Genomic DNA, 18,847 nt, shown 5'->3' on the forward strand with positions numbered 1-18,847 from the left:
TCGACCGTCAGGAGTCCTCGCCGACGTGTCGGTCGAAGAACTCGGCCACGCGGCCGAACGCGGCGACGCGGTCGTCGTTCGCGGTGAGTCCGTGGTCGGCACCCTCCAGGAACTCGTAGTTGACATCTACGTCGTGTTCCGCGGCCGTCTCGACGGCCCGCTTCGACTGCGTCGGTGGCACTGTCGAGTCCCCCGTCCCGTGGATGAACAGGAGCGGACACGCGGCGTTCCCGAGATCGTCGGTCGGGCTAAGACGACGGAGGAGATCCCGGTCGTCGTCCAACGAGCCGTACTCTGCCTCGCGGTTTGCCCGCCGCCACGGCTCGGTCTCTTGGAGGAACGTCTCGAAGTCGGTGATGGGCGCGAGCGCGGCCGTTGCGCCGACGGCGGCACCAGTTGTTGCTGCTGCGAGCGCCAGGAAGCCGCCGTATGAGTGGCCCAACAACACCACCCGATCGTCGTCGACGGACGGACGGTCGGCGACCCAGTCGACGGCCCGCCGGGCGTCGGCGACGGCGTCGAACCGTCCCTCGCCGTGGTCAAGTCGGCGGAACCGTCGACCGTAGCCGGACGACCCGCGGTAGTTCGGCTCGAAGTAGGCGTACCCTTCGCCGACGAAGTATCGCCGGAGCGGATTGAACGTCCGGTGTGCCTGCTGTGTCGGGCCGGGGTGAAAGTAAACGATCGCCGGGCGTGGGCCGTCGGTCGACGGTGTCGTGTGGAAGCCGTGTACGTCGACACCGTCGGAGTCGTACCGGACGGACGACGGCACCGGTGGATCGTCAGTCATCGACGGGTTCGTCAGGTACGTCCACTGTGTCGTCTCGCCGGTCGCCAACTCGACGGTGTACACCTGTGGCGGAGCGACTCCTCGGTAGTAGACGACAGCCGCACGTTCACCGTCCGGTCCGAGAGCGATCGGCCCGAAGTACCCGGAGTCGAGCGCCGGCTCCGGGAGTGACTCGACAGTCGTCGTGTCTTTCAACATCCCGGTCTGGAGGCGCGCTGTCCCGTCATGTTCTCGTTCGTAGACGACCCGACCACTGTCTGGGTCGACAGACAGCGACTTGAGGTTCGCGTCGGTGGTGACGACCGGTGTGGTCTGGGCGTTCTGGAGGTCGATTCGGTAGATTCCCCTACGGTCGGAGTCGTGTTCTGTTACAGCGTACACTGCGTCCTCCCCTGGCGCGGGCGCGAGTGATCTGAGCCGTCGAGAGTCGGTCTCGTCCGTACCGACGCGGGTGAGCGTCCCGCTCCCCGTCTCGACCACCGCGAGTGTCTCGTCCCCGTTGGCTCGTGTCTCGAGCACGAGGAGCCGACCGGTGTCCGGGCCCCACCCGACCGGCGTGATCTGCGAGTCTCCACCGTGTTCGTACAGTCGGGTACGGTCGTCGCCAGCGACTCGGACCACGTCGAACGTCGCCCGGTCTCGACCGTTGGCGGCACAGACGACGCCACTGCCGTCCGAAAGCCACAGTCCCCACCGGTGGACGACGCCCGGCTCGTCGGTGAGCCGCCGAGACGCCCCCGACGACGGGTCGACGGCGAACAACTGACGACCGCTGTCGGCTCCGGCTGCCGAGAACGACAGCCAATTCGTCGCCGTGTGCAACGAGCCAGGGGCGACACCACCGCGAAAGGTGAGCTGGCGGGGTGGCGCTCCCGGCTCGTCGATGCACCACAACTCGTAGTCGCCGGTTACGTCGGTGAGGTATGTCAGTGTGTCGGCACCGTCACCGATGTGGACCGACCTGAGGTTCCGTACACTGAAAAGTCGTCTCAGGTTATATTTTACGTTGTTTCTCATTCGGGTTGCCAGATAGTGAGAATTATTTGGCCAAAAACGTTTTCATTGCAGAGTTACTCATGTGCTGGCAGGAGGAAACTCCTGAATCTCGAATGAGTGACACCGACGTGGGGCTGAAGATGCCCAATCTGACAGAATCGGTCGACGAGAACAAGCAGACGGAACAGGACGGTTCCTGGGCTCTCATCTCCTTCGACTGAGTAGCTACAGTAGTCGACAGGGAGCTGACAGCCCTCAATCCAAGTTTTAAACAAAATGAAAGAACAAGTGCAGAAGATTAGCGACCGAGCCGAGACGTATCTGTCCGACACGCTCGATCTCTTCGAGCCACTGGCGTGGACAGAGAGACAACAGTCGGAGACACTACGGAAGGCTTTCATCGAACTGGGACTCTTCGAGTACGTGGGTCGTCTCGCGGGCGAGTCGGTACCAGAAGTGCGAGCACATCTGGTAGAGCGAACGAACGACCCTCGGTACGCGGAACTGTTCGATCGGTACCCGACGTTGTTCAGGAGCTACGGGCTGCCGGCCGTCTCCCTCCGCCAGACGGGTGACTTGGAGCAACGGACCGAGAACGCCGTGGACCGTGTTCTCCGTGGTGACACAGTCTGGGGAGTCGAACGACAACCCAACTCTTTGTTGGATCTCCTGCTCGAAGCGGAGCTGTGGGGGTACCACGACCACGGGTACGACATCGAAGAGATCGTGTCTCACTCAGCGGTCGCGTACCCGCCGGACCCCGTAGAGGCGACGTTCAGCGACTACTACGCACTAACGCACTCTGTGTTCGCGCCGACTAACTTCGGCTGGGGTGGGGACCGACTCCTCGCCCCGCCACTGCCGTACGAGCTGGAGACGACGATCACGGCTGGCGTGATCAGAGGGATCGCCGCCGGTCACTCCGACATCGTCGTCGAACTGTTGTGGATCGGGGCCATCCAGGAGCAACTTCACCCAACCGTGTTCGAGCACGCTGTTCGGTGGCTCGTCGACGAGCGAAGCGTCCCTGGCCGAGTACTCCAACCGGACATGGACATGACCGAGTCCGACCGGGAGGGCTTCGCCGTCCCGATGGACGACACGGAGGCGTCGACGTGGACCGGTGATCAGTTGACCTGGCTCCGTCACTACCACGTCAATATCGTCACAGGGTGCATGTCACGGTACCTTCTGGACCGCGTCGACCTCGGCGAGTACGATACCACGACGGTCGACACAGACCCGGAGTCGTTTGCCGCGCTCGCGTCGTACGGTAGCCTCCTGAACGCGCTCCACGACTACGACCTCGGCGCAGCAGCCGAGCAGGCGGTGGCAATCGACGAACAGTGGTTCCAGAGGTTCGACAGTCTCACAGAGCGTGTTTTGAAGTTCTTCCGCGCACAGGAACGCGGCGATCGGTTCGGTTACTGGCCGGACGAACAACGGCTGTTCGAGCTCGAACACGGAGACGCAGCGGCGTTCCAGTCGGAACTCGTCGAGCCAATCGCCTCGAAGTGCCAGCAGGCGATAACTCACCTCGAGGACTCCCTCGAACGGGCGGACCATGCGTGAGGTGTTCGCCAACGCGAAGTTCCGCAGGCTGTTTGCCGGTCGGCTTGTCACCAACCTCGGCGACAGTCTCTATTTCGTCGCGGCGACGTGGTTCGTCCACGAACTGTCGAACGACCCGTTTCTCACCGGCCTGGCGGGGTTCCTCACGCTGTTGCCCGGTGCCTTCCAGTTCGTCGCCGGTCCGCTCGTCGACGACTGGGACGTGCGGCGCGTGCTCGTAGCCACGCAGTTGCTCCAGGCAGTCGTCGTCTCCGTGATTCCACTCAGCGCTCACTTCGGCGTTCTCCGGGTGGAGGTGATCCTGATCGTCATGCCGGTGTTGGCGAGTATGAACGAGTTCGCCAACCCCGCGATGTCGGCCGCGCTGCCGCGACTACTCGACGAAGACCGGCTCGTCGCCGCCAACTCGGCGTTCTCGTTGGCGTCTGACGGGACGGACTTCGTCGGCAACGGGTTGTCCGGGCTGGCGATCGCCGCCTTCGGCGCCGTGTCGTTGTTCGTGTTTGACGCCGTCTCCTTTCTCGTCACCACGGCGTTGTTCGCCACAGTCGCCGTCCCCGAGGCCGACGGAGAGACTGTGACAGAGACTGAAGAGACACCGTACCTAGAGCGACTCCGGGTCGGGTTCGACTACATCCGGGAGTCGTTCCTGTTGTCACTGCTGGCCGGCGCGGCCGTGGCGAACCTCGCAGTCGGAGTCGCGCTGGCGACAATGCCGTCGTTCGCGGAGACGATGCAGGTGCCACAGGTACCCGTGGTCGACCTCGGCGGCGCCGGTGCGTACGGCGTCCTGATTGCGGCCTTCACGCTCGGCAACGTCGCTGGCGCCGTGACAGCGGGCCTGATCGACGACATCCCGTTCGGAGCCGTCGCCGTCGGCACCGGTCTGCTGTCGGCTGTGCTGTGGGCTGCTGGCGTACTCGCCGGGTCGCTGACCCTCACCGCACCGTTGTTGGCGCTGGCGTTCGTCCCTGTTGGCGCGTTCAACATTCAGGTCGTCGCGTTGGTCCAGTCGGCACCGCCAGAGGAGATTGTCGGTCGCGTCACCTCGGTGTTGGGTTCGTTGTCGGTTCTGGCGCTTCCTGCCGGGTCGTTACTCGGTGGCACTGTCGGCCGGTTCACCACCCCCTCGACGGCGATGCTGTGCGTTCCGGTCGGACTCGCGTCGTTCGCCGTCTACGTCGCCGTCTCCTCCGAACTCCGGTCACTCCCCTGCGTTGGCGAGGTGGAGCTGGACGGGTGACCGAACTGCCGTACGGCCCTGCGAAGGTACTTGCGGACTGTCCAGAAACAAGTCTGTGAAGCGGGTGCGACTCGGAGCCTTCCCTCAGTCGTCGGCGGGCGTGCCGGACCCCGCCTCGCGCTGTGAGGTCGTGATCGTCCGCTCGTTGTCGGCGACCCACCGGAGGAGCAGGAACGCGAAGACGTACTTCGCCAGCACGTCCAGCGCGGAGTAGGCCCACGAGGTGAGGCCGACGGACTGGATCACGGCCAGCCCCTCGATCCCGAGCGCCCAGACGATCGGGTAGCCCAGCCAGAGGACGACCGTGAGGATCCGGAGCGTGTCGAAGATCTCGCCGGTGCCCGCTGCGGCGGCGGAGTCGGCCCACTCGGTCAGCAGGGCGTACAGGACCACCACGAAGAACGCACAGCTCACGGCGTAGAACAGCCACCGGACGGCGTACGACGACGTGACGAGCGCGGCCGCGAGGCCGGTGACACACATCCCGATGTCGGCCGCGATCACGGTGAACAGACTCCCACGGTCGACGTCGGCCAGGAGACCGAGCGCGAGCAGGATCATCGGCGTCGACAGCGCCCAGGTGAGGTACCGACCCCACTGGCTGAGCACCTCCTCGCCCGCCAGCGCGTGACCGGCCGGCATCTCGATCAGTCCGACCGTCAGCCCGGAGGCGAGCCCGAGATAGCTGGAGATCGACACCAACGGGATCATCAGCGTCGCTCCCCAGATCAGCTTCGTCCGGCCGTCCGTGATGTTGCGACCCATGTACACGAACAAGAGGATCGACAGCCCCGCTAAAGCGATGTTCACCCACAACGAGGAACTCAGTAACACGTCGTCTCTGATCTGTGAGAACACGTCCGACTGTGTCGCCTGTTGGAGTAGCACTGCTGCGGATACTGGTTCGATTGTCGTCATCTAGTGGGGTTTCGTCCCCAGGATACTTAAACCGTTAGACAGCCCACGAGGTCACGGAGATTATGAGTGACAAATCGTCGGAGGAACGGTAGATGCTGTCTTCGTTGGTACAGCGTCAGGTCGCGTACGGCAGAACGACTACATTGAGAAACTGAGCGAACTCCTCTGACCTGACATCTGGCTCGTACAGCCTGACCTAGACCCTGACAGTAAATAATTTAGAAATTTTATTTTACCATAATTTTTAGATACTAAATGAAGTATTGAGTCAGAGTTGAACCCCGACGGTAGATTTGTTGTATAATACATTAATTTAATTATTCTTAAAAATAAACTATTCCGAGTTAATAAGGTGTTCCGTGCGAGGCCGGAGTGGTCGGTCAGACGTGACGTTGCAGGAACTGCTCAACTTCGTCAATAGAGCGTCCGCGATGGTACATCTCTTCAACGATCCGTCGCCCGTGATCACGCTTGTCGTAGCAGTTGAGCCGCTCAGGCCCATCTGGTGTTCTGTGATCCGCCGCGCGTCGCTCAACGCGCTCTTCTACATCACAGTAGTCGTCAATTTCCAACGCAGCTGCCGGGAGGTCCACCACGTCCGCAACCACGTCGCTGTCGAAGTAGTTCTCAATCTCACGCCTTTTCAGAATGTGACACGGCACGTCGGCATTTGCGGCTCGGTTACGCAGCTCCACGGACTCTTGCTTGGGATCCTCGGCCCCCTCCTTTCGATCACTGTCAAGGAGAATTGCAAAGTTTTGGTTGATTTTCTTTAACTTCGCCGGATCACAGTGCTGCATATTGCCCGTTCCACCCAGGGGAAGAATCGTGACCCCACGATTGTGCCAGTCGTCGATCACCTCCTCTGCAATTCGTTTGAGAATTTCCACGTCGGACTGCCCTTCGACGTAAATGACGAAATCGCTCTGTAGAATATCACTATTACGAGCACCAATCTCGCGGACTGCCTCAAACCCTTCGTCGGCCACCCGTTCGAACTCTGTTGCACCGTCTTCGCGCCGCGTGACATAAATGTCCGCGTTGGCGCGGTTGTCGATGAACACCTGTGAGTGGGTCGTGAGGACCACTTGACCGCCCCCGCCAGCAATCTCTCTGAGGGCATCGAGCATCTTCCGCTCGGCTGACGGGTGGAGGAAGTTCCCTGGCTCCTCGAACAAGAGGATGTACCCTTCACTCACCTCGAAGTCGACGTACGCCTGCATCATCGACAACTGTAGAAGACTCCCGACACCAGACCCGCGCTCTCGAACGTCGACGCTCTCAGAGAGGTGTTCGTCGTGGAGTTCGATACTCGGTGTAATTGCTTTGTCGACGCGGATGTTGCCAGGAGACATCTCCACCTGCTCGATACTCTCCAGATGTGTCTCAAGATAGTTTGTCAGATGACTCCCGACTTTTTCAGTCGTCTCGGTTAGAGACTCTCGAAGCTCGGCCTTCTTGTTGGCGACCTCATTGTCGAATCCACCAGACTCTAGAATCGGGGAGAGCAGCTTGTCCATGTGGGTGCCGCCCTTGAGTTTCGTCTCCTCGCTCACGTCTCGCTCCGCGAAGATGGGGACTGGCTCTGGGAAGAAGTCCCAGACGCGATCACGAGATTTAGCCTTCGTGAGGCGGGTGTCATCCTCATTGATGGCACCCTTCGAGAACGTCTCGCCGTTCAGGTAGGTCTCTGAGCCTGGAGTTCTTCCGCTCCGACGGCTGAACTCCCGAAGAACGGTTACTGTGTCGTTGTCTTCCGGAACGTACTCCTCCCGGAGCAGACCACAGAGTTCCTCCGGAAGTCGAACCTCGGCCTCGAAGCAAATCTCCTCGGCCTCTTGCATGTGAAAATGCTCGTCGTCGGGTTTGCCACAGTCGAGAAACAGTTCCAGTGCTTCAAGAAACGACGACTTCCCGGCGTCGTTCTTCCCGATGAACGTCGTCATGTCTCCGAGTTCCATGTCACCGGAGTCCTTGATAGGCTTGTAGTTCTTGACGCGGAAGGTCTCGATGTCGATGACGGACATGCTAGCTTGGTCCACCGCTTCTGGTATTACTTTTGTCCTGAGAGATGGTAGCTGTGGTCTGCAATTTTCTCGATTGCAGTCTGATTAGCCGACGAAATAGAGGGGAAAAATTTCCAGGCACTCGGTCGGTTTGAGGCATCGAAAGCGGCTATGTGGTTGTTCCCTGTGCTGATCTCGACTAAGCATATTACTTGCGCTAACAGTCCAATCGCGCCCGGCAGCACTCACCTCCGTGACGCCGGCGATGGGATGCGCACATCTACGAGATGGTGGTCACGGACCTCTCGCGGCGCCCAGGGCTCACCGCAACCAACGAGGTGATTAATACGCAGAGAGCGGCGACCCTCCACCAACGTTCACCCTCCGAGACTGTGCGAAACCCTCTTACTGACTGACTGTTCAGTTAGTCGTGGGGCCGCACCCCGTTACCCCACACCGAAGCCCTCGGTCGCTCGGCCCCGTGCCTGTCGCCCGACCGCTCCCGTCGGTCGGGCGCGCTGTCCTCTCGTGACTCGTCTGATGGAGACCGGACGAGAGGGATCCTCGCCCCCGGCGTCACTTCCTGGCGAACGCGTGGGCCGCACCGACTCGGTTCGGCGACTCGACGAACAGGTTCCCGACCGGGAGGTACGCCGTTCCGCGGTCGCCGTCCACGTCGACACTGAGCACGTCGGCGTCGACGAGTCGACCGTCGAACACGAACTGGACGACCTGCGGCCCGTCCAGCGAGTCCGTCTCCCGGAGTGTCTCGTGGAGGTCGTCGACTACCGTCTCTCGCTCCGAGTCCGCGACCGCGTACAGCAGCGTCTCGAGCCCGGTGACCGTCACTCGAGTCTCCACCGGTCGGTCGTGGGCGACCCGGCGGAAGAAGCTCAGGGCGCCCAGTTCTGCGTCGGTCGACTCGATGGGGTCCGTCACGAGGTTGTAGCCCGGTCGGAGCGACATCTCAGAACTGCTCCAGGCTCATCGCCATCACGTTCTCGTACCGTTCGTCTCCGGTCGCGTCCGCCAGGAACTCCGCGAGAGCTACCAGATCGTCCGATCGCCACTCTCGGAGGAACTCCACGGTGTTCTGGTCCGTCACGTAGCGGTGGTGGAGGTAGTGGACCTTGTCCACGTCGAGGAGATTGTCCGCGCCGAGATCGTCGCCGTCGGCGTGTAGCTTCCGTTCGACGTGGTCGACGCGCTCGTCGGCCGGAACGGGCACCTTCTGTCCGTCGACGTCTCTCACGAGCCGTTCGTCCTCGAAGTCGGCCAGACTGAGGTTCTTCGCCAGGAGCTGTTTGTTCAGGGCGTCGTACGGCTCCGGGCCACGGTCGACGAACGCCGCGAACGCCTCGCTCGTCGTGTCGATACTGCTCGGGAGGTCGACAGCCCCCGACAGCACCTGCTCGATGACGCCGTCGACAGTCGCCAACGCGTCGTCGATCCCAGCCCGCTCGCCGTCGTCGTACACCTCGGGGTAGTGGCGGGAGTAGTAGTACAGACACTTTCCGCGGAGGATCACCCCCAGATCTGCCTTCGAGAGGTCGTCGTGGCGCGCCTGTTCTTCGTCTGCCATCTCCTGGAGCTCGAAGAACAGGTCGCGCTGTAGCTCCGAGAGGGTCGTCCGTTCGTCGACGCGTTCCTTGTTGGCGTACACGAGAATATCGTACTCCGCGTTGTCGAGCTCGGAGATGTGAGGGTTGTTCGGCATCTCCGACTGGACGGGATACGCGCCGGTGATCGTGAACCCACTGTCGACGAGTGCCGCCAGGATCACCGACCACGCCTCGTTCTCGTTGTGGTGGTAGGTGAACACCATCTCCCCGTCGTCCTTCAGTACCCGGTGACACTCCGAGAATACGTTCGACAACGACTCCACGAAGAACGACTCGTCTTTGTTCGCGCTGTTGTTGGCGACGATCTCCCGCGCCTTCGGCACCAACTCCGGTCGGAACTCCTCGTAGTCGTCGGCCAACGCCTCCCGCAGCCAGACGTAGAAGTAGTCCGACAGCTCCGAGTACTGGACGTTGTCGTAGTACGGCGGGTCCGTGATCACGTAGTCGACGGACTCGTCCGGCTGTTCGAGTCGCTCGGCGGTCTGGCAGTGGAGTCCCGCCACCCGGTCTTCCGAGACGGACTCGTCGGAGACGTGAAACTGCTCCACGTCGCCGGTCTCGTAGTTCTTCACCTTCTCGAAGGGCTCCTGGCAGAACTGTTTGCCGTCGTGGAGTTTGTCGAAGAAGTTCCTGATCGCAACAGAGTTGCTCTCGTGGTTCAGTGGATTCGGTTCAACCGGCTGAACCCGAGGGACGAATGCGTGCCTGTTGAACGTATTCATACCCTTCAGATCACGGTAGTGCCACTTCGTCAGCTTCGAGTTGTACTCCAGACAGTTTGACACCCCCGTCACCAGAAACTCCGACACGTTCTGTGCGTCCGCGTCCTCGAACGTGCGGTCGGCCACCGCGATCGCCTTCTGCAACAACGTCCCGAACGTGAGGAGGTGCCGTTCGGTGAACAGCTCCGAGAACCGATCGTAGTTGTAGTTCAACAACGCCTGTGTCTTGTCACCCGACGGAATCTCCTGCTCGGGAATCGGCAACTCCTCGCGCACCGCCGTGAGTCGCTCACGTGCCTCCGCGACCCGCTCGGCGTCGCGGTCGTCGAACTCCTTCATTTGCTTGGTGCCATGCGGGTCGACGTACTGGAGCGCGAACCGCTCGAACGTCGGCTTCTCGTCGTGGCGTTGCAGCGTCTCTTTCACGTCGTGTTTGTGCCCGTTCGAACAGGTGTACTTCCCGTAGCCGTACGTCCCGTCGTTCGGATCGAACTGGTGGCCGCAGTTGGGACACACCTCGTTGCCGTCTTCCTCGACGGTCACCGTCTCGCCGTCGACCGTCACCGTCGTCCCGGCGTCCAGCCCCTTCCCGCGATCTTCGAGTTCGACTATCCGGTCGTCACAGTCCTGATTCGGACAGTAGAGGTAGCCGGACATCGTCTTCTTCGTCTTGGCGAGTTGGTACCGAGGGAACAGTTGGACGTCCTCGCCACACTCCAGACAGGGGATTCGCTGTGACTGGAAGTAGTACAGCACCTCACACTCCTGGCCAGTCTCGGGGTCGACGGTCGTGTAGAGTTCGTCCAGTTCCTCGCGGGTCTCCGCGAGGATGCGGTCGAACTCCCGTTCGAGCACGTCCAGGTCCACCTCGTCGGTGGACTTCTTCTCGACCCACCACGCGACCGGGTTGAGTTCGTAGCCGATCACGTCCGCGCCGAGTCGGTTCAGCTCGACGAGCGTCGTCCCGCCGCCGGCGAACGGGTCCAACACCGTCGCGTCCGTCTCCATCCGGTCCGCGTCGGGCGTGATGTACAGCCCGTCGTGGCTCCCGCTCGACCGCTCGGTGAGGATGTCCGTCCTGTCGACCGTATCGTCGGTGAGTGCCGCGAGCCCGAGCATCCGGAACGTCGACCCCGGGCGACGCGCCCACCACTTGTGCAGTGAGTAGACGGGTCGATACACGTCGCGTCGGTACGTCTCCTTCTCTGCCAGTTCGTCCATCAGCCGCAAGGGGAGTTTGTCCCAGGAGTCTGTCGTGTTCACGCGTGATCACCTCGTGTCGATCCGGAGCACGGGCGTCAGCGCCTCCGGAATGCTCAACCCGCCGTGAGCGACTCGTTTCGACGCGCCACGGGTCGTCGGTCTGTAGTGACCGGTGACCACGTAGCGCCCGCCGGTGCGTCTGATCACGTTCGCCTCTCGCAGTCGATCGTAGGCGTACCCCGCCTCGACGTCCGTGTACCGCCCGCCGACGGCGTCCGCGAGCGCCGTCTCGTCGTCGTCAGACAGTCGGAACGGGTTCCTGCCGACGAAGTTGACGTAGCCGTGGTCGGAGCTGACGAGAAACTCCTCGTGGACGCTCTCGGTGACGACTCGCTCCAACAACCCCTTCGTGTCCGCGTAGATGTCGGCGAAGCGCTCGACGGAGTAGTTCCCCTTCGTCGACGCTTCGAGCCGCCGGTCGGGGTGGCGGGTCCAGACGAACGCCGGGTCCGTCCCGGGGAGCTGTGGCACGTCCGTGTCCCCGACGTACCGGAAGTCGTCCCGGGAGACGGCAGACGGGCTCCGTGCGTCGAACCACGCCCGACAGACGAACTTCGTCTCGGAGGGCAGCCGTTCGACACCTGCCCAGTCGAGCGACACCGTCCAGTCGTGGTCCGCCCGGAGGTCGCGTTCGAGCGCGAACCCCTCGCGGAGACTCAGTCCGTCCATCACCACGCCGCAGCCGTGGTCGAGACTCCCGATCGGGTGGTCGCCCGCCGCCGCCTCGAGCGTGTCGTACAGGTCGACACCCTGGTCGGCGAGCAGGTGCTCCAACTGTCGTGTCCGGTACTCCGAGTCGCCCAACTCGCGTTCCCTCGTCGCAGACGCCGGCCGCCAAATCCGCCCGAGACAGTCGAACACGCCGTCGAGCACGGATTCGGAGTGGATCAACGACGCCACCCCGTCCGCGTCGAACAGTGCGTCGTCGGTCACCGCTCGACCTCCAGCGTCACTTCGAACGTCGCGTCCTCGGGGGTCGACAGCCCGAGCAACACCTCGTTGAACAGGCGATCCCTGGCGACGGGCTCCCCGAACTCGATGTCGAGCGTCTCGTCGGTCTCGACCGTGTCGACGACGCCGTCGGTCCCGAGTCCGCGCGTCTCTACCGCCGCCGCCGAGAGCGTCCCCGAGTACCCGACCTCCGCACGGTGTACCTCGGCGGACACACTCACCTCTCGTTCCAGCGTGTCGATCAGCGTCGGCAGGTCGGTCGCCTCCAACCGTCCGTACGCCGGAACCCGTTCGAGAGTCTGCTCGTCGTCCGTGCCGTCGGCCCCACCGAGTCCGTCGAGGAGTTCGTCCACGTCTCCGTCTTCCACCTCGACGGTGCCGTCCTCGAGGTCGGTGACGTCGAACTCGAAGCCACACGCACAGGTCGTCCCGTCGAGCCGGTCGCCACACTGTGGACACTCGAAGGCAGTCTGCTCCGGCGACCCACCCGAGACGCCGACGGTGCCGCCGGACCCCCCGCCCGTCGACGTCGACCCGCCGCCGGACTCGCTCGGGGTCGTCGTGTCGATCGTGATCGTCTCTCCGCCTCCGTCGTCCGGGTCGTCGACGTACTGCTCGTGGACGATCGTGGTCTCGCTCCCGAGACTCCCGACCGACTCGCCGAAGTAGTTCCCGACCTTGATACGCTCCTCTCGACAGAGCCGGTCGATCGCATCTTCGAGGTCGGACTCGTCTGTGAGCGTCGGGAGCGTCTCCGAGCGGTAGAAGTCGTTGCGGAGGAACCGGTACTGGACACCCCCCTGCTCGTGTTCGACGTTCTCGATCACCGCGCCCTCTAGCTCCGAACGGCCGGGAGCGACCACCTCCCGGACGGCCTCGTAGTAGTCGCCGTCGCTCGACAGTTCCTGCGGGAACAGCCCTCGCTCCGTCGGAACGTGTACCTCGCCGTACTTGTCCGACACCCGGTCGAGTAGGTTCTGGTGGTTCTGTTCGTGGACGTCTTCGAACCCCTCTGGGAGCGCTCGTCGTTCCTGCCGCAGCAGTTCCTCTCCGGCGACCACCTTCCGTGCGAGCTCCCGGATCCCAGTGTTGGTGTCGACGCTCCCCCCGCTCTCCGGCGTCACCAGGACGATAGTGTTGCTGTACTCTCGCTCCTGGCCCGTCGTCAGTGCCTCGAACTGCTCGTCGTAGCTCCGGTGTGCCGACAGCGAGACGACCAGCTTCAGACGCTTGGTGTCCGGAACGTCCTGTTCCGTGTTGACCGGGTCGAGAACGAACACGTCGTTCTGGCCGTCGAACAGTTCCTCGGAGACGAGCCGTTCGACTCGGTGGATCGCGTCGTCCCTGTGGACGTCTTCCGCCTTCTTCTCGATTCGCGCCGCGGGGTTCTCGTCCGTGTCGAACGCGTACTCGCCGTTGATCCGGAAGACGTGCCAGGCGTGCCCGTACACCCGGTTCTTGAACGTCTGAACTATCTTGTGTGCATTTCCCCCCTTCCGGAGCGTCCCCATCAACATCCGGTGTCTGTTCGCGCCCTCCTCGCCGCCGCGCGCGAGACTGTGGAGCAACACCGTGTTCAACAGCTCTTCCACGTACTCGTCGAACGTCCGGTCCTCGCCGTCGCCCGCCGGCTCCCCCAGTCTGTGGTAGTCGTTGAGGTACTTCCCGACGAGTTCGCCGTCGACGAACCGGAACCACCCGGAGAACCCGACGACGTCGACGTCTCCGGTGAGGATCAGATCCGTCTCGTGGTAACAGTCCGCCAGGAGTTTCGTCAGGAGTTCGAGCAGACCGCGTGCGTCCTGGTTCCCCTGTTGTTCGGCGAACTTGTCCATCAGCGTGTCGAGCGTGGTCGGGTGGAAGGGGTAGTACCGCTCGACCCGCGACTCCATCTCCTGGTAGTCCGACAGTTCGACCTGTTTGTTGTTCCTGTAGACGTCCGTGTACTCCTCGGCGAGCGCCGTGAGTCCCTCCGGGTCAGTTACCTCGCCGACGAGTCGGTGGAGGATGAACCGGATCTTCTCGTCACGACTCTGTGAGAGGTCGTGTCGGAAGGGGTTCGTCCGTGGGAGAACGTCCGTGACCTCGGGTTCTTCGAACAACAACGAGACGTAGACCGTGAGTGGCGTGTCCTCGCGCCCGGCCGCTTCGAGCAGATTCTGGAGGAACGCCAGGTTGTCCGCCGTGTAGTCGACTCGACTGCTCATCCCGAACCAGCGCTCGAACTCGTCGACGAAGATCGCAGTCGGCCGGTCGCCGACGGCGTCGCGGATCTCCCGTGCGCCCGGGGGGTCGCCGTCGACGTCCAACTCGTCGAGCCCCAGGTAGTCGGCGACCGTGGTGTCGAGCCGTTCGTAGTCGGTATCGAGATTCAGCATCTGGAGCGCCGCCGTCCGGGTGTCGCTCGGCAGCGTCGCGTCGATTCCGTGTTCGTCGAGCCAGTCGCGGGCGGCCGCCGGCGCGTCGAGCAGGTGGTACACCGCGAGTTCGACGTGGCTCTTCCCGCTGCCGTACTCGCCCCCGACGACGTGTGCGCCGTCGGTGACGTTGGAGCTCGGGTCGAACTTCTCGGCCGTCTTCTCGACGATCCTCTCCAACGTCCGCGTCGGGTACGTGATCCCGAGAATCCGCCGTGCGTCCCGTTCCGGCGACGCCGTGTCGTCGTAGACGTTGTACAGGTTCACCTCGTCTAGGAGGTCGGCCGTGGTGATGCCGCCCGACTCGTCGCGTATCTCGTCGGACGGCTCGATCAGCTCCGAGATTCGTCTTGCCGTCACGACCGCTAGAGCGACGGCTTCTGGATTAAGCGCTCGTAGCTTATCTAGCAACTGAGGTGAGAATACTAGATGTCGTCGCAGTCGAGGCGACACGCTCGTCGGTGTCGGCCCGCCGCAGCCCCCGTCGCTGCCACCGAGCCGTCGCCGACGTGACGGTCGAGCGGCGACAGCACAGCGGCGAGTTCTCCCGACCGCCTCACTCCACGGCGTCGACGCTGTCGTGCGCGAGGTACGCCGTGAGGTCGGTCGCGGAGACGAGCCCGACGACACCGCCGTCGACGACCGGGAGGTGTTGTACGTCGGCGGCAGCCATCCGGCCGGCGGCGCTCGCAATCGGGGTGTCGACTCCGACCGTCTCGACGTCCGTCGTGGCGTAGTCCGTCACGGGCGCGTCGGGGTCCGTCTCCCCGGCGACAACGTCCGACAGGAAGTCGGTCGCTGTCACGACCCCGACGAGCTCGTCGTCGTCGGTGACCAGCAGCGAGCCGATCTCTTCTTCCAACAGCGTCGCGGCGGCGTGGCTCGCGGTCGCGTCCGGCGAGACGGTCACGACCGGGGTCGTCATCAGACTCTCGATTGGCGTCGTCTCTGACATCGTGTGTCGAACTGTGGCGCCAGCCAGTTATCACCACCGGGCGCCGGAGTGAGTGTGGACGACACACGAACGGATACGGTGTTTCGGACGCCAACGGCCTCTCACACAGGTTTATATCACAAGTGGTATTCACAGGTCATAAGTGACTAGGTACACTAACGTTGTCAGAACGGATGCAGGGGTTGATCGCTCGTATCAGGGGACAGTACGCGGCAAAGTTGCTCGTCGTATTCGCACTGATCGCGGTTCTCGTCGGGGGGTTCTCGTTGGGGGCAGCACAGGCGGTGTCCGACACAGCAGCGTCCGACGCCCGAGCGGGGCTGTCTGCGACGGCGACGGACCGTGCGACGGCAGTCGAGCAGTGGGCCGCTGGGATCGAGGCGGAGACAGCCAGGCTGGCGACGCGGCCGGCGGTGACCGAGGGGTCGACGGCGGAGATCGAGGCGGTGTTGTCGCGGTACGGGACAGACACGTCGCCGGGCGTCGTCGGGGTCGTCTACCTCGCGGACGGTGACGTGGTCGCGTCGACGGACGGTGTGACACTCCCGACCGCGGTCGCGGACGCCGCCGCCGGGGGCCAGGGGTACACGGAGTCGTTCCAGCAGAGTGACCGTAGGCTCGTCGGCTACGCCCACGCCGCCGGCGACGGAACGATCGTGACCGTCGTCGACCCGACGCGGGCCGTGCCGGCGGCCGGCGGCGACGCACAGCGGACCCTCCTCGTCGACGACACGACCGTCGTCGGGGCCGTCGGCGCCGACGCCGCCGGCGCGACGCTCGCGTCCGGGGTCGACCTCGATACGAGCGGCACGAACGGTGCGGACGGCGGCGCAGCCGACCACGACGGGGCGACGGTCCAGCGCGTCACCGGCGACATCCTCGTGGACGACACGGCGGGCGGCGCGGGCGACGCGAGCGCTGCGGGCGACACGAGCGGCGCGAGCGGCGACCAGTTCGTCGCGGCAGCGTCGGTCGGCGACGCGCCGTGGACGCTCGTCGTGGCCGGCGCGACACAGACGGGCACGGGGAGTCTCGCCGTCTCCGCCATCGGCGGCGTGGCGTTGCTCGCGCTCGTGAGTCTCCTCCTGTTCGGGAGCACCGTCGGGTCGACGACGGTGATCCAGACGTCGGACCTGGAGCACCGGGCGGGCCGCGTCGCGGACGGGGAACTCGACGTGGAGTTCCCGACCCGGCGGGCAGACGAGTTCGGTGTCGTCCGGGACAGCATGGACCAGATGCGGAAGGGACTGATAGAGAAGATCGAAGCGGCAGAGTCGGCACAGACGGACGCCGAACGGGAGCGACAGCGTGCAGAGACGCTGTCGACGGCAGTCGGAGAGATCGCCGAAGACTACGCGAGCGAACTAGAGCGGGCCGCGGACGGTGACCTCACCGTTCGGGTGGACGTGACCGGGTCGGCGGACGACACGGACGCAGACGCCATCCAGGATATGCGACGGATCGGGGAGGCGGTCAACACACTCCTCGCGGAGTACGAGTCGCGGGTGCGCGAGGTGTCGGCGTTCGCCGACGACGTGGCGACGGCGAGCCGCGACATGACGGACGCCACCGAGGAGGCGACGGCGATCTCCAGTGAGATGTCCGAGCAGTTGAGTGACATCCAGACGGACGCCAGCCAGCAGCGCGACGAGATCGCCGGCCTGGAGTCGGAGATCGACCAGCTGTCGGCGACGGCAGAGGAGGTGGCGGCGACGGCTTCCGAGGTGGAGACGGTGTCGCAGACGGCTGCGGAGGCGGCCCGCGAAGGGGCGTCGTCGGCCGAACGGGCGCTGTCCGAACTGGACGAGACGGTCGCCACCATCAACGACACGGTCGGTGCGATCGACGAGCTGGCCGACCGAGTCGATCAGGTGACGGCCGTCGTCGAGACCATCGCCGGTATCGCCGACGAGACGGACATGCTGGCAGTCAACGCGACTATCGAGGCGGCCCACGCCGGCAGCGGGAACGGCGGCGACGGGTTCGCCGTCGTCGCCGAGGAGGTCAAGAGCCTCGCAGAAGAGACGAAGGAGTCGGCCGCAGAGATCGAGTCACAGTTGGAGGCGATCCGCGAGCAGACGGCGACGGCCGTCGAGTCGGCCGACGAGGCGGACGCGACGGTGAGTGAGGCGTCCGAGACGATTCAGACCGCCCTCGGACGGTTGGACGATATCCGCGACAGCGTCGAACAGACGGACGACAGCGTCTCCGAGATCGCCCGGGCCATCGAGGAACAGGCGGAGTCGACACAGACCGCCTCCAGCGTCGCCCGCGACGTGCGCGAGATCAGCGAACGCACCGCGGCGGACGCCGACGAGTCCGCCGCGGCCGCGAGCGAGCAGACGGAGATCATCCGCACGGTCGCGGAGCTGTCCGACAGTGTCGCCGACGACGCCGACGATCTGACGGCGTCGCTGGCAGATCTCACTGTCTCCGACGGGGACGGGACGACGAGCCGCACGGGCCGCGCCGGCTCTCCGGTGACCGTAGACGACGACTGAACCGTACTGCACTGAACGAACTGACCGAGCGACAGACGACACACCGAAATCGAAACACGGAGACACGACATGAGCGCACACACGTCGATCATCGCAGAGAGCATCACCTACAGTATCGGAGCGTTCGGGCTGGCGGTCGGGACCATCGTCGCGCTGGTGGCGTGGCGGTTGGACGACCAGGAGACGGTGCCGTACGACGACGCGGGGTACGCGATGCTGATCGCCATCCCGGCGCTGGCGGCACTGGCGTACGTCGGTATGCGCTTCGACACGTTCGCAATCACCACGAACGGGATCCAGATCCAGACACTGCGGTACGTCGACTGGGCGGTGACCACCCCGTTGTTGGTCGGCTACATGGCGTACGCGGCTCAGGCGGACCGCCGGACGGTCGTCGGCGTGATCGTCGCAGACCTCCTGATGGTCCTCCTGGGGTTCGTCGCCGTCCTCCAGACTGGGGTCGCCGTGTACGTTCTCGGGGGGCTGTCGACGATCGCGTACTTCTGTCTCGTCTACTACCTGTTCGGTCCGCTCGACCGGCTCGTCCGTGACCGCGGCGGCGCGGACAAGTGGGCCGTCTACGCGAAGCTGCGGAACCTCGTCGGCTTCCTCTGGTTCGCGTACCCGGTCGTCTGGGTGCTGTCGCCCCCGGCGCTCCAGGTGCTCACTCGACAGACCACGGGCGTCCTCATCACGTACATGGACGTGGCCGCGAAGCTCGGGTTCGTCCTGATCGCCACCAACACCGCCGGCGTGTTCGACAGCCTCCTGACGGGCGACGACGACTACGATACGGAGTTGACGACCGACGGCGGCCGGGAGACCGGCGAGTCGTAGGGACCGACACGATCACTCGGTGCCGACCTCCCGTCGTCGTGGTCGTCGCCGGTG

At 64.0% G+C, this 18,847-nt stretch carries 12 protein-coding genes; 4 read left to right on the forward strand and 8 right to left on the reverse strand.

Annotated elements, in window-relative coordinates:
* Nucleotides 1-7: 7 nt before the first annotated feature.
* Nucleotides 8-1,552, reverse strand: coding sequence for a S9 family peptidase (locus RYH79_RS17860; RefSeq protein WP_370901760.1), 1,545 nt, complete (start codon nt 1,550-1,552; stop codon nt 8-10).
* A gap of 510 nt (nt 1,553-2,062) precedes the next feature.
* Between RYH79_RS17860 and RYH79_RS17865 the strand changes: the two genes are divergently transcribed.
* Both RYH79_RS17865 and RYH79_RS17870 read left to right on the forward strand, forming a co-directional pair.
* Nucleotides 2,063-3,358 carry a DUF6895 family protein gene (locus tag RYH79_RS17865; RefSeq protein ID WP_370901761.1) on the forward strand — a complete coding sequence of 432 codons (1,296 nt, stop codon included), beginning with the start codon at nt 2,063-2,065 and terminating at the stop codon, nt 3,356-3,358.
* On the forward strand, nt 3,351-4,601 hold the full coding sequence (locus RYH79_RS17870; RefSeq protein WP_370901762.1) for an MFS transporter: 1,251 nt from the start codon (nt 3,351-3,353) through the stop codon (nt 4,599-4,601). The genes RYH79_RS17865 and RYH79_RS17870 overlap by 8 nt, the downstream gene beginning before the upstream one ends.
* Before the next feature lie 84 nt (nt 4,602-4,685).
* Here the strand turns inward: RYH79_RS17870 and RYH79_RS17875 are convergent, their stop codons facing one another.
* From RYH79_RS17875 to RYH79_RS17905, 7 genes are all read right to left on the reverse strand, one after another.
* A complete protein-coding gene (locus RYH79_RS17875; RefSeq protein ID WP_370901763.1) occupies nt 4,686-5,519 on the reverse strand; it encodes a bacteriorhodopsin in 834 nt (277 codons plus the stop codon).
* A 380-nt stretch (nt 5,520-5,899) separates the two neighbouring features.
* The gene (locus tag RYH79_RS17880) at nt 5,900-7,546 is read right to left on the reverse strand and encodes an ATP-dependent nuclease (RefSeq protein ID WP_370901764.1); all 1,647 of its coding nucleotides are present in this window, start codon (nt 7,544-7,546) and stop codon (nt 5,900-5,902) included.
* Nucleotides 7,547-8,101: 555 nt separating this feature from the next.
* The gene (locus RYH79_RS17885) at nt 8,102-8,491 is read right to left on the reverse strand and encodes a DUF8076 family protein (RefSeq protein WP_370901765.1); all 390 of its coding nucleotides are present in this window, start codon (nt 8,489-8,491) and stop codon (nt 8,102-8,104) included.
* Between the two features lies 1 nt (nt 8,492).
* Nucleotides 8,493-11,132 (reverse strand): DUF1156 domain-containing protein, encoded by a 2,640-nt coding sequence (locus tag RYH79_RS17890; RefSeq protein ID WP_370901766.1) that lies wholly within the window; start codon nt 11,130-11,132, stop codon nt 8,493-8,495.
* 6 nt (nt 11,133-11,138) lie between these two features.
* The gene (locus tag RYH79_RS17895) at nt 11,139-12,065 is read right to left on the reverse strand and encodes a hypothetical protein (RefSeq protein WP_370901767.1); all 927 of its coding nucleotides are present in this window, start codon (nt 12,063-12,065) and stop codon (nt 11,139-11,141) included.
* Complete coding sequence (locus RYH79_RS17900; protein WP_370901768.1) at nt 12,062-14,860, reverse strand: hypothetical protein; 2,799 nt, start codon at nt 14,858-14,860, stop codon at nt 12,062-12,064. Before RYH79_RS17900 ends, RYH79_RS17895 begins: the two co-directional genes overlap by 4 nt.
* A gap of 196 nt (nt 14,861-15,056) precedes the next feature.
* The gene (locus RYH79_RS17905; protein WP_370901769.1) at nt 15,057-15,455 is read right to left on the reverse strand and encodes a CBS domain-containing protein; all 399 of its coding nucleotides are present in this window, start codon (nt 15,453-15,455) and stop codon (nt 15,057-15,059) included.
* Nucleotides 15,456-15,628: 173 nt separating this feature from the next.
* Here RYH79_RS17905 and RYH79_RS17910 point away from each other — a divergent pair, with 173 nt between their 5' ends.
* The gene (locus tag RYH79_RS17910) at nt 15,629-17,956 is read left to right on the forward strand and encodes a methyl-accepting chemotaxis protein (protein WP_370901770.1); all 2,328 of its coding nucleotides are present in this window, start codon (nt 15,629-15,631) and stop codon (nt 17,954-17,956) included.
* 69 nt (nt 17,957-18,025) lie between these two features.
* Nucleotides 18,026-18,793, forward strand: a complete 768-nt coding sequence (locus tag RYH79_RS17915; RefSeq protein WP_370901771.1) for a bacteriorhodopsin — start codon at nt 18,026-18,028, stop codon at nt 18,791-18,793.
* The last annotated feature ends 54 nt before the right edge of the window (nt 18,794-18,847 follow it).

It is taken from the genome of Halobaculum sp. MBLA0143, assembly GCF_041361465.1.
Taxonomy (GTDB): domain Archaea; phylum Halobacteriota; class Halobacteria; order Halobacteriales; family Haloferacaceae; genus JAHENP01.

What these genes read in the sequence shown, in the direction of transcription:
- RYH79_RS17885 (WP_370901765.1), bottom strand. Translation starts at nt 8,491, where the DNA reads ATGTCGCTCCGACCGGGCTACAACCTCGTGACGGACCCCATCGAGTCG.
- RYH79_RS17905 (WP_370901769.1), bottom strand. Translation starts at nt 15,455, where the DNA reads ATGTCAGAGACGACGCCAATCGAGAGTCTGATGACGACCCCGGTCGTG.
- RYH79_RS17880 (WP_370901764.1), bottom strand. Translation starts at nt 7,546, where the DNA reads ATGTCCGTCATCGACATCGAGACCTTCCGCGTCAAGAACTACAAGCCT.
- RYH79_RS17875 (WP_370901763.1), bottom strand. Translation starts at nt 5,519, where the DNA reads ATGACGACAATCGAACCAGTATCCGCAGCAGTGCTACTCCAACAGGCG.
- RYH79_RS17915 (WP_370901771.1), top strand. Translation starts at nt 18,026, where the DNA reads ATGAGCGCACACACGTCGATCATCGCAGAGAGCATCACCTACAGTATC.
- RYH79_RS17865 (WP_370901761.1), top strand. Translation starts at nt 2,063, where the DNA reads ATGAAAGAACAAGTGCAGAAGATTAGCGACCGAGCCGAGACGTATCTG.
- RYH79_RS17910 (WP_370901770.1), top strand. Translation starts at nt 15,629, where the DNA reads ATGCAGGGGTTGATCGCTCGTATCAGGGGACAGTACGCGGCAAAGTTG.
- RYH79_RS17870 (WP_370901762.1), top strand. Translation starts at nt 3,351, where the DNA reads ATGCGTGAGGTGTTCGCCAACGCGAAGTTCCGCAGGCTGTTTGCCGGT.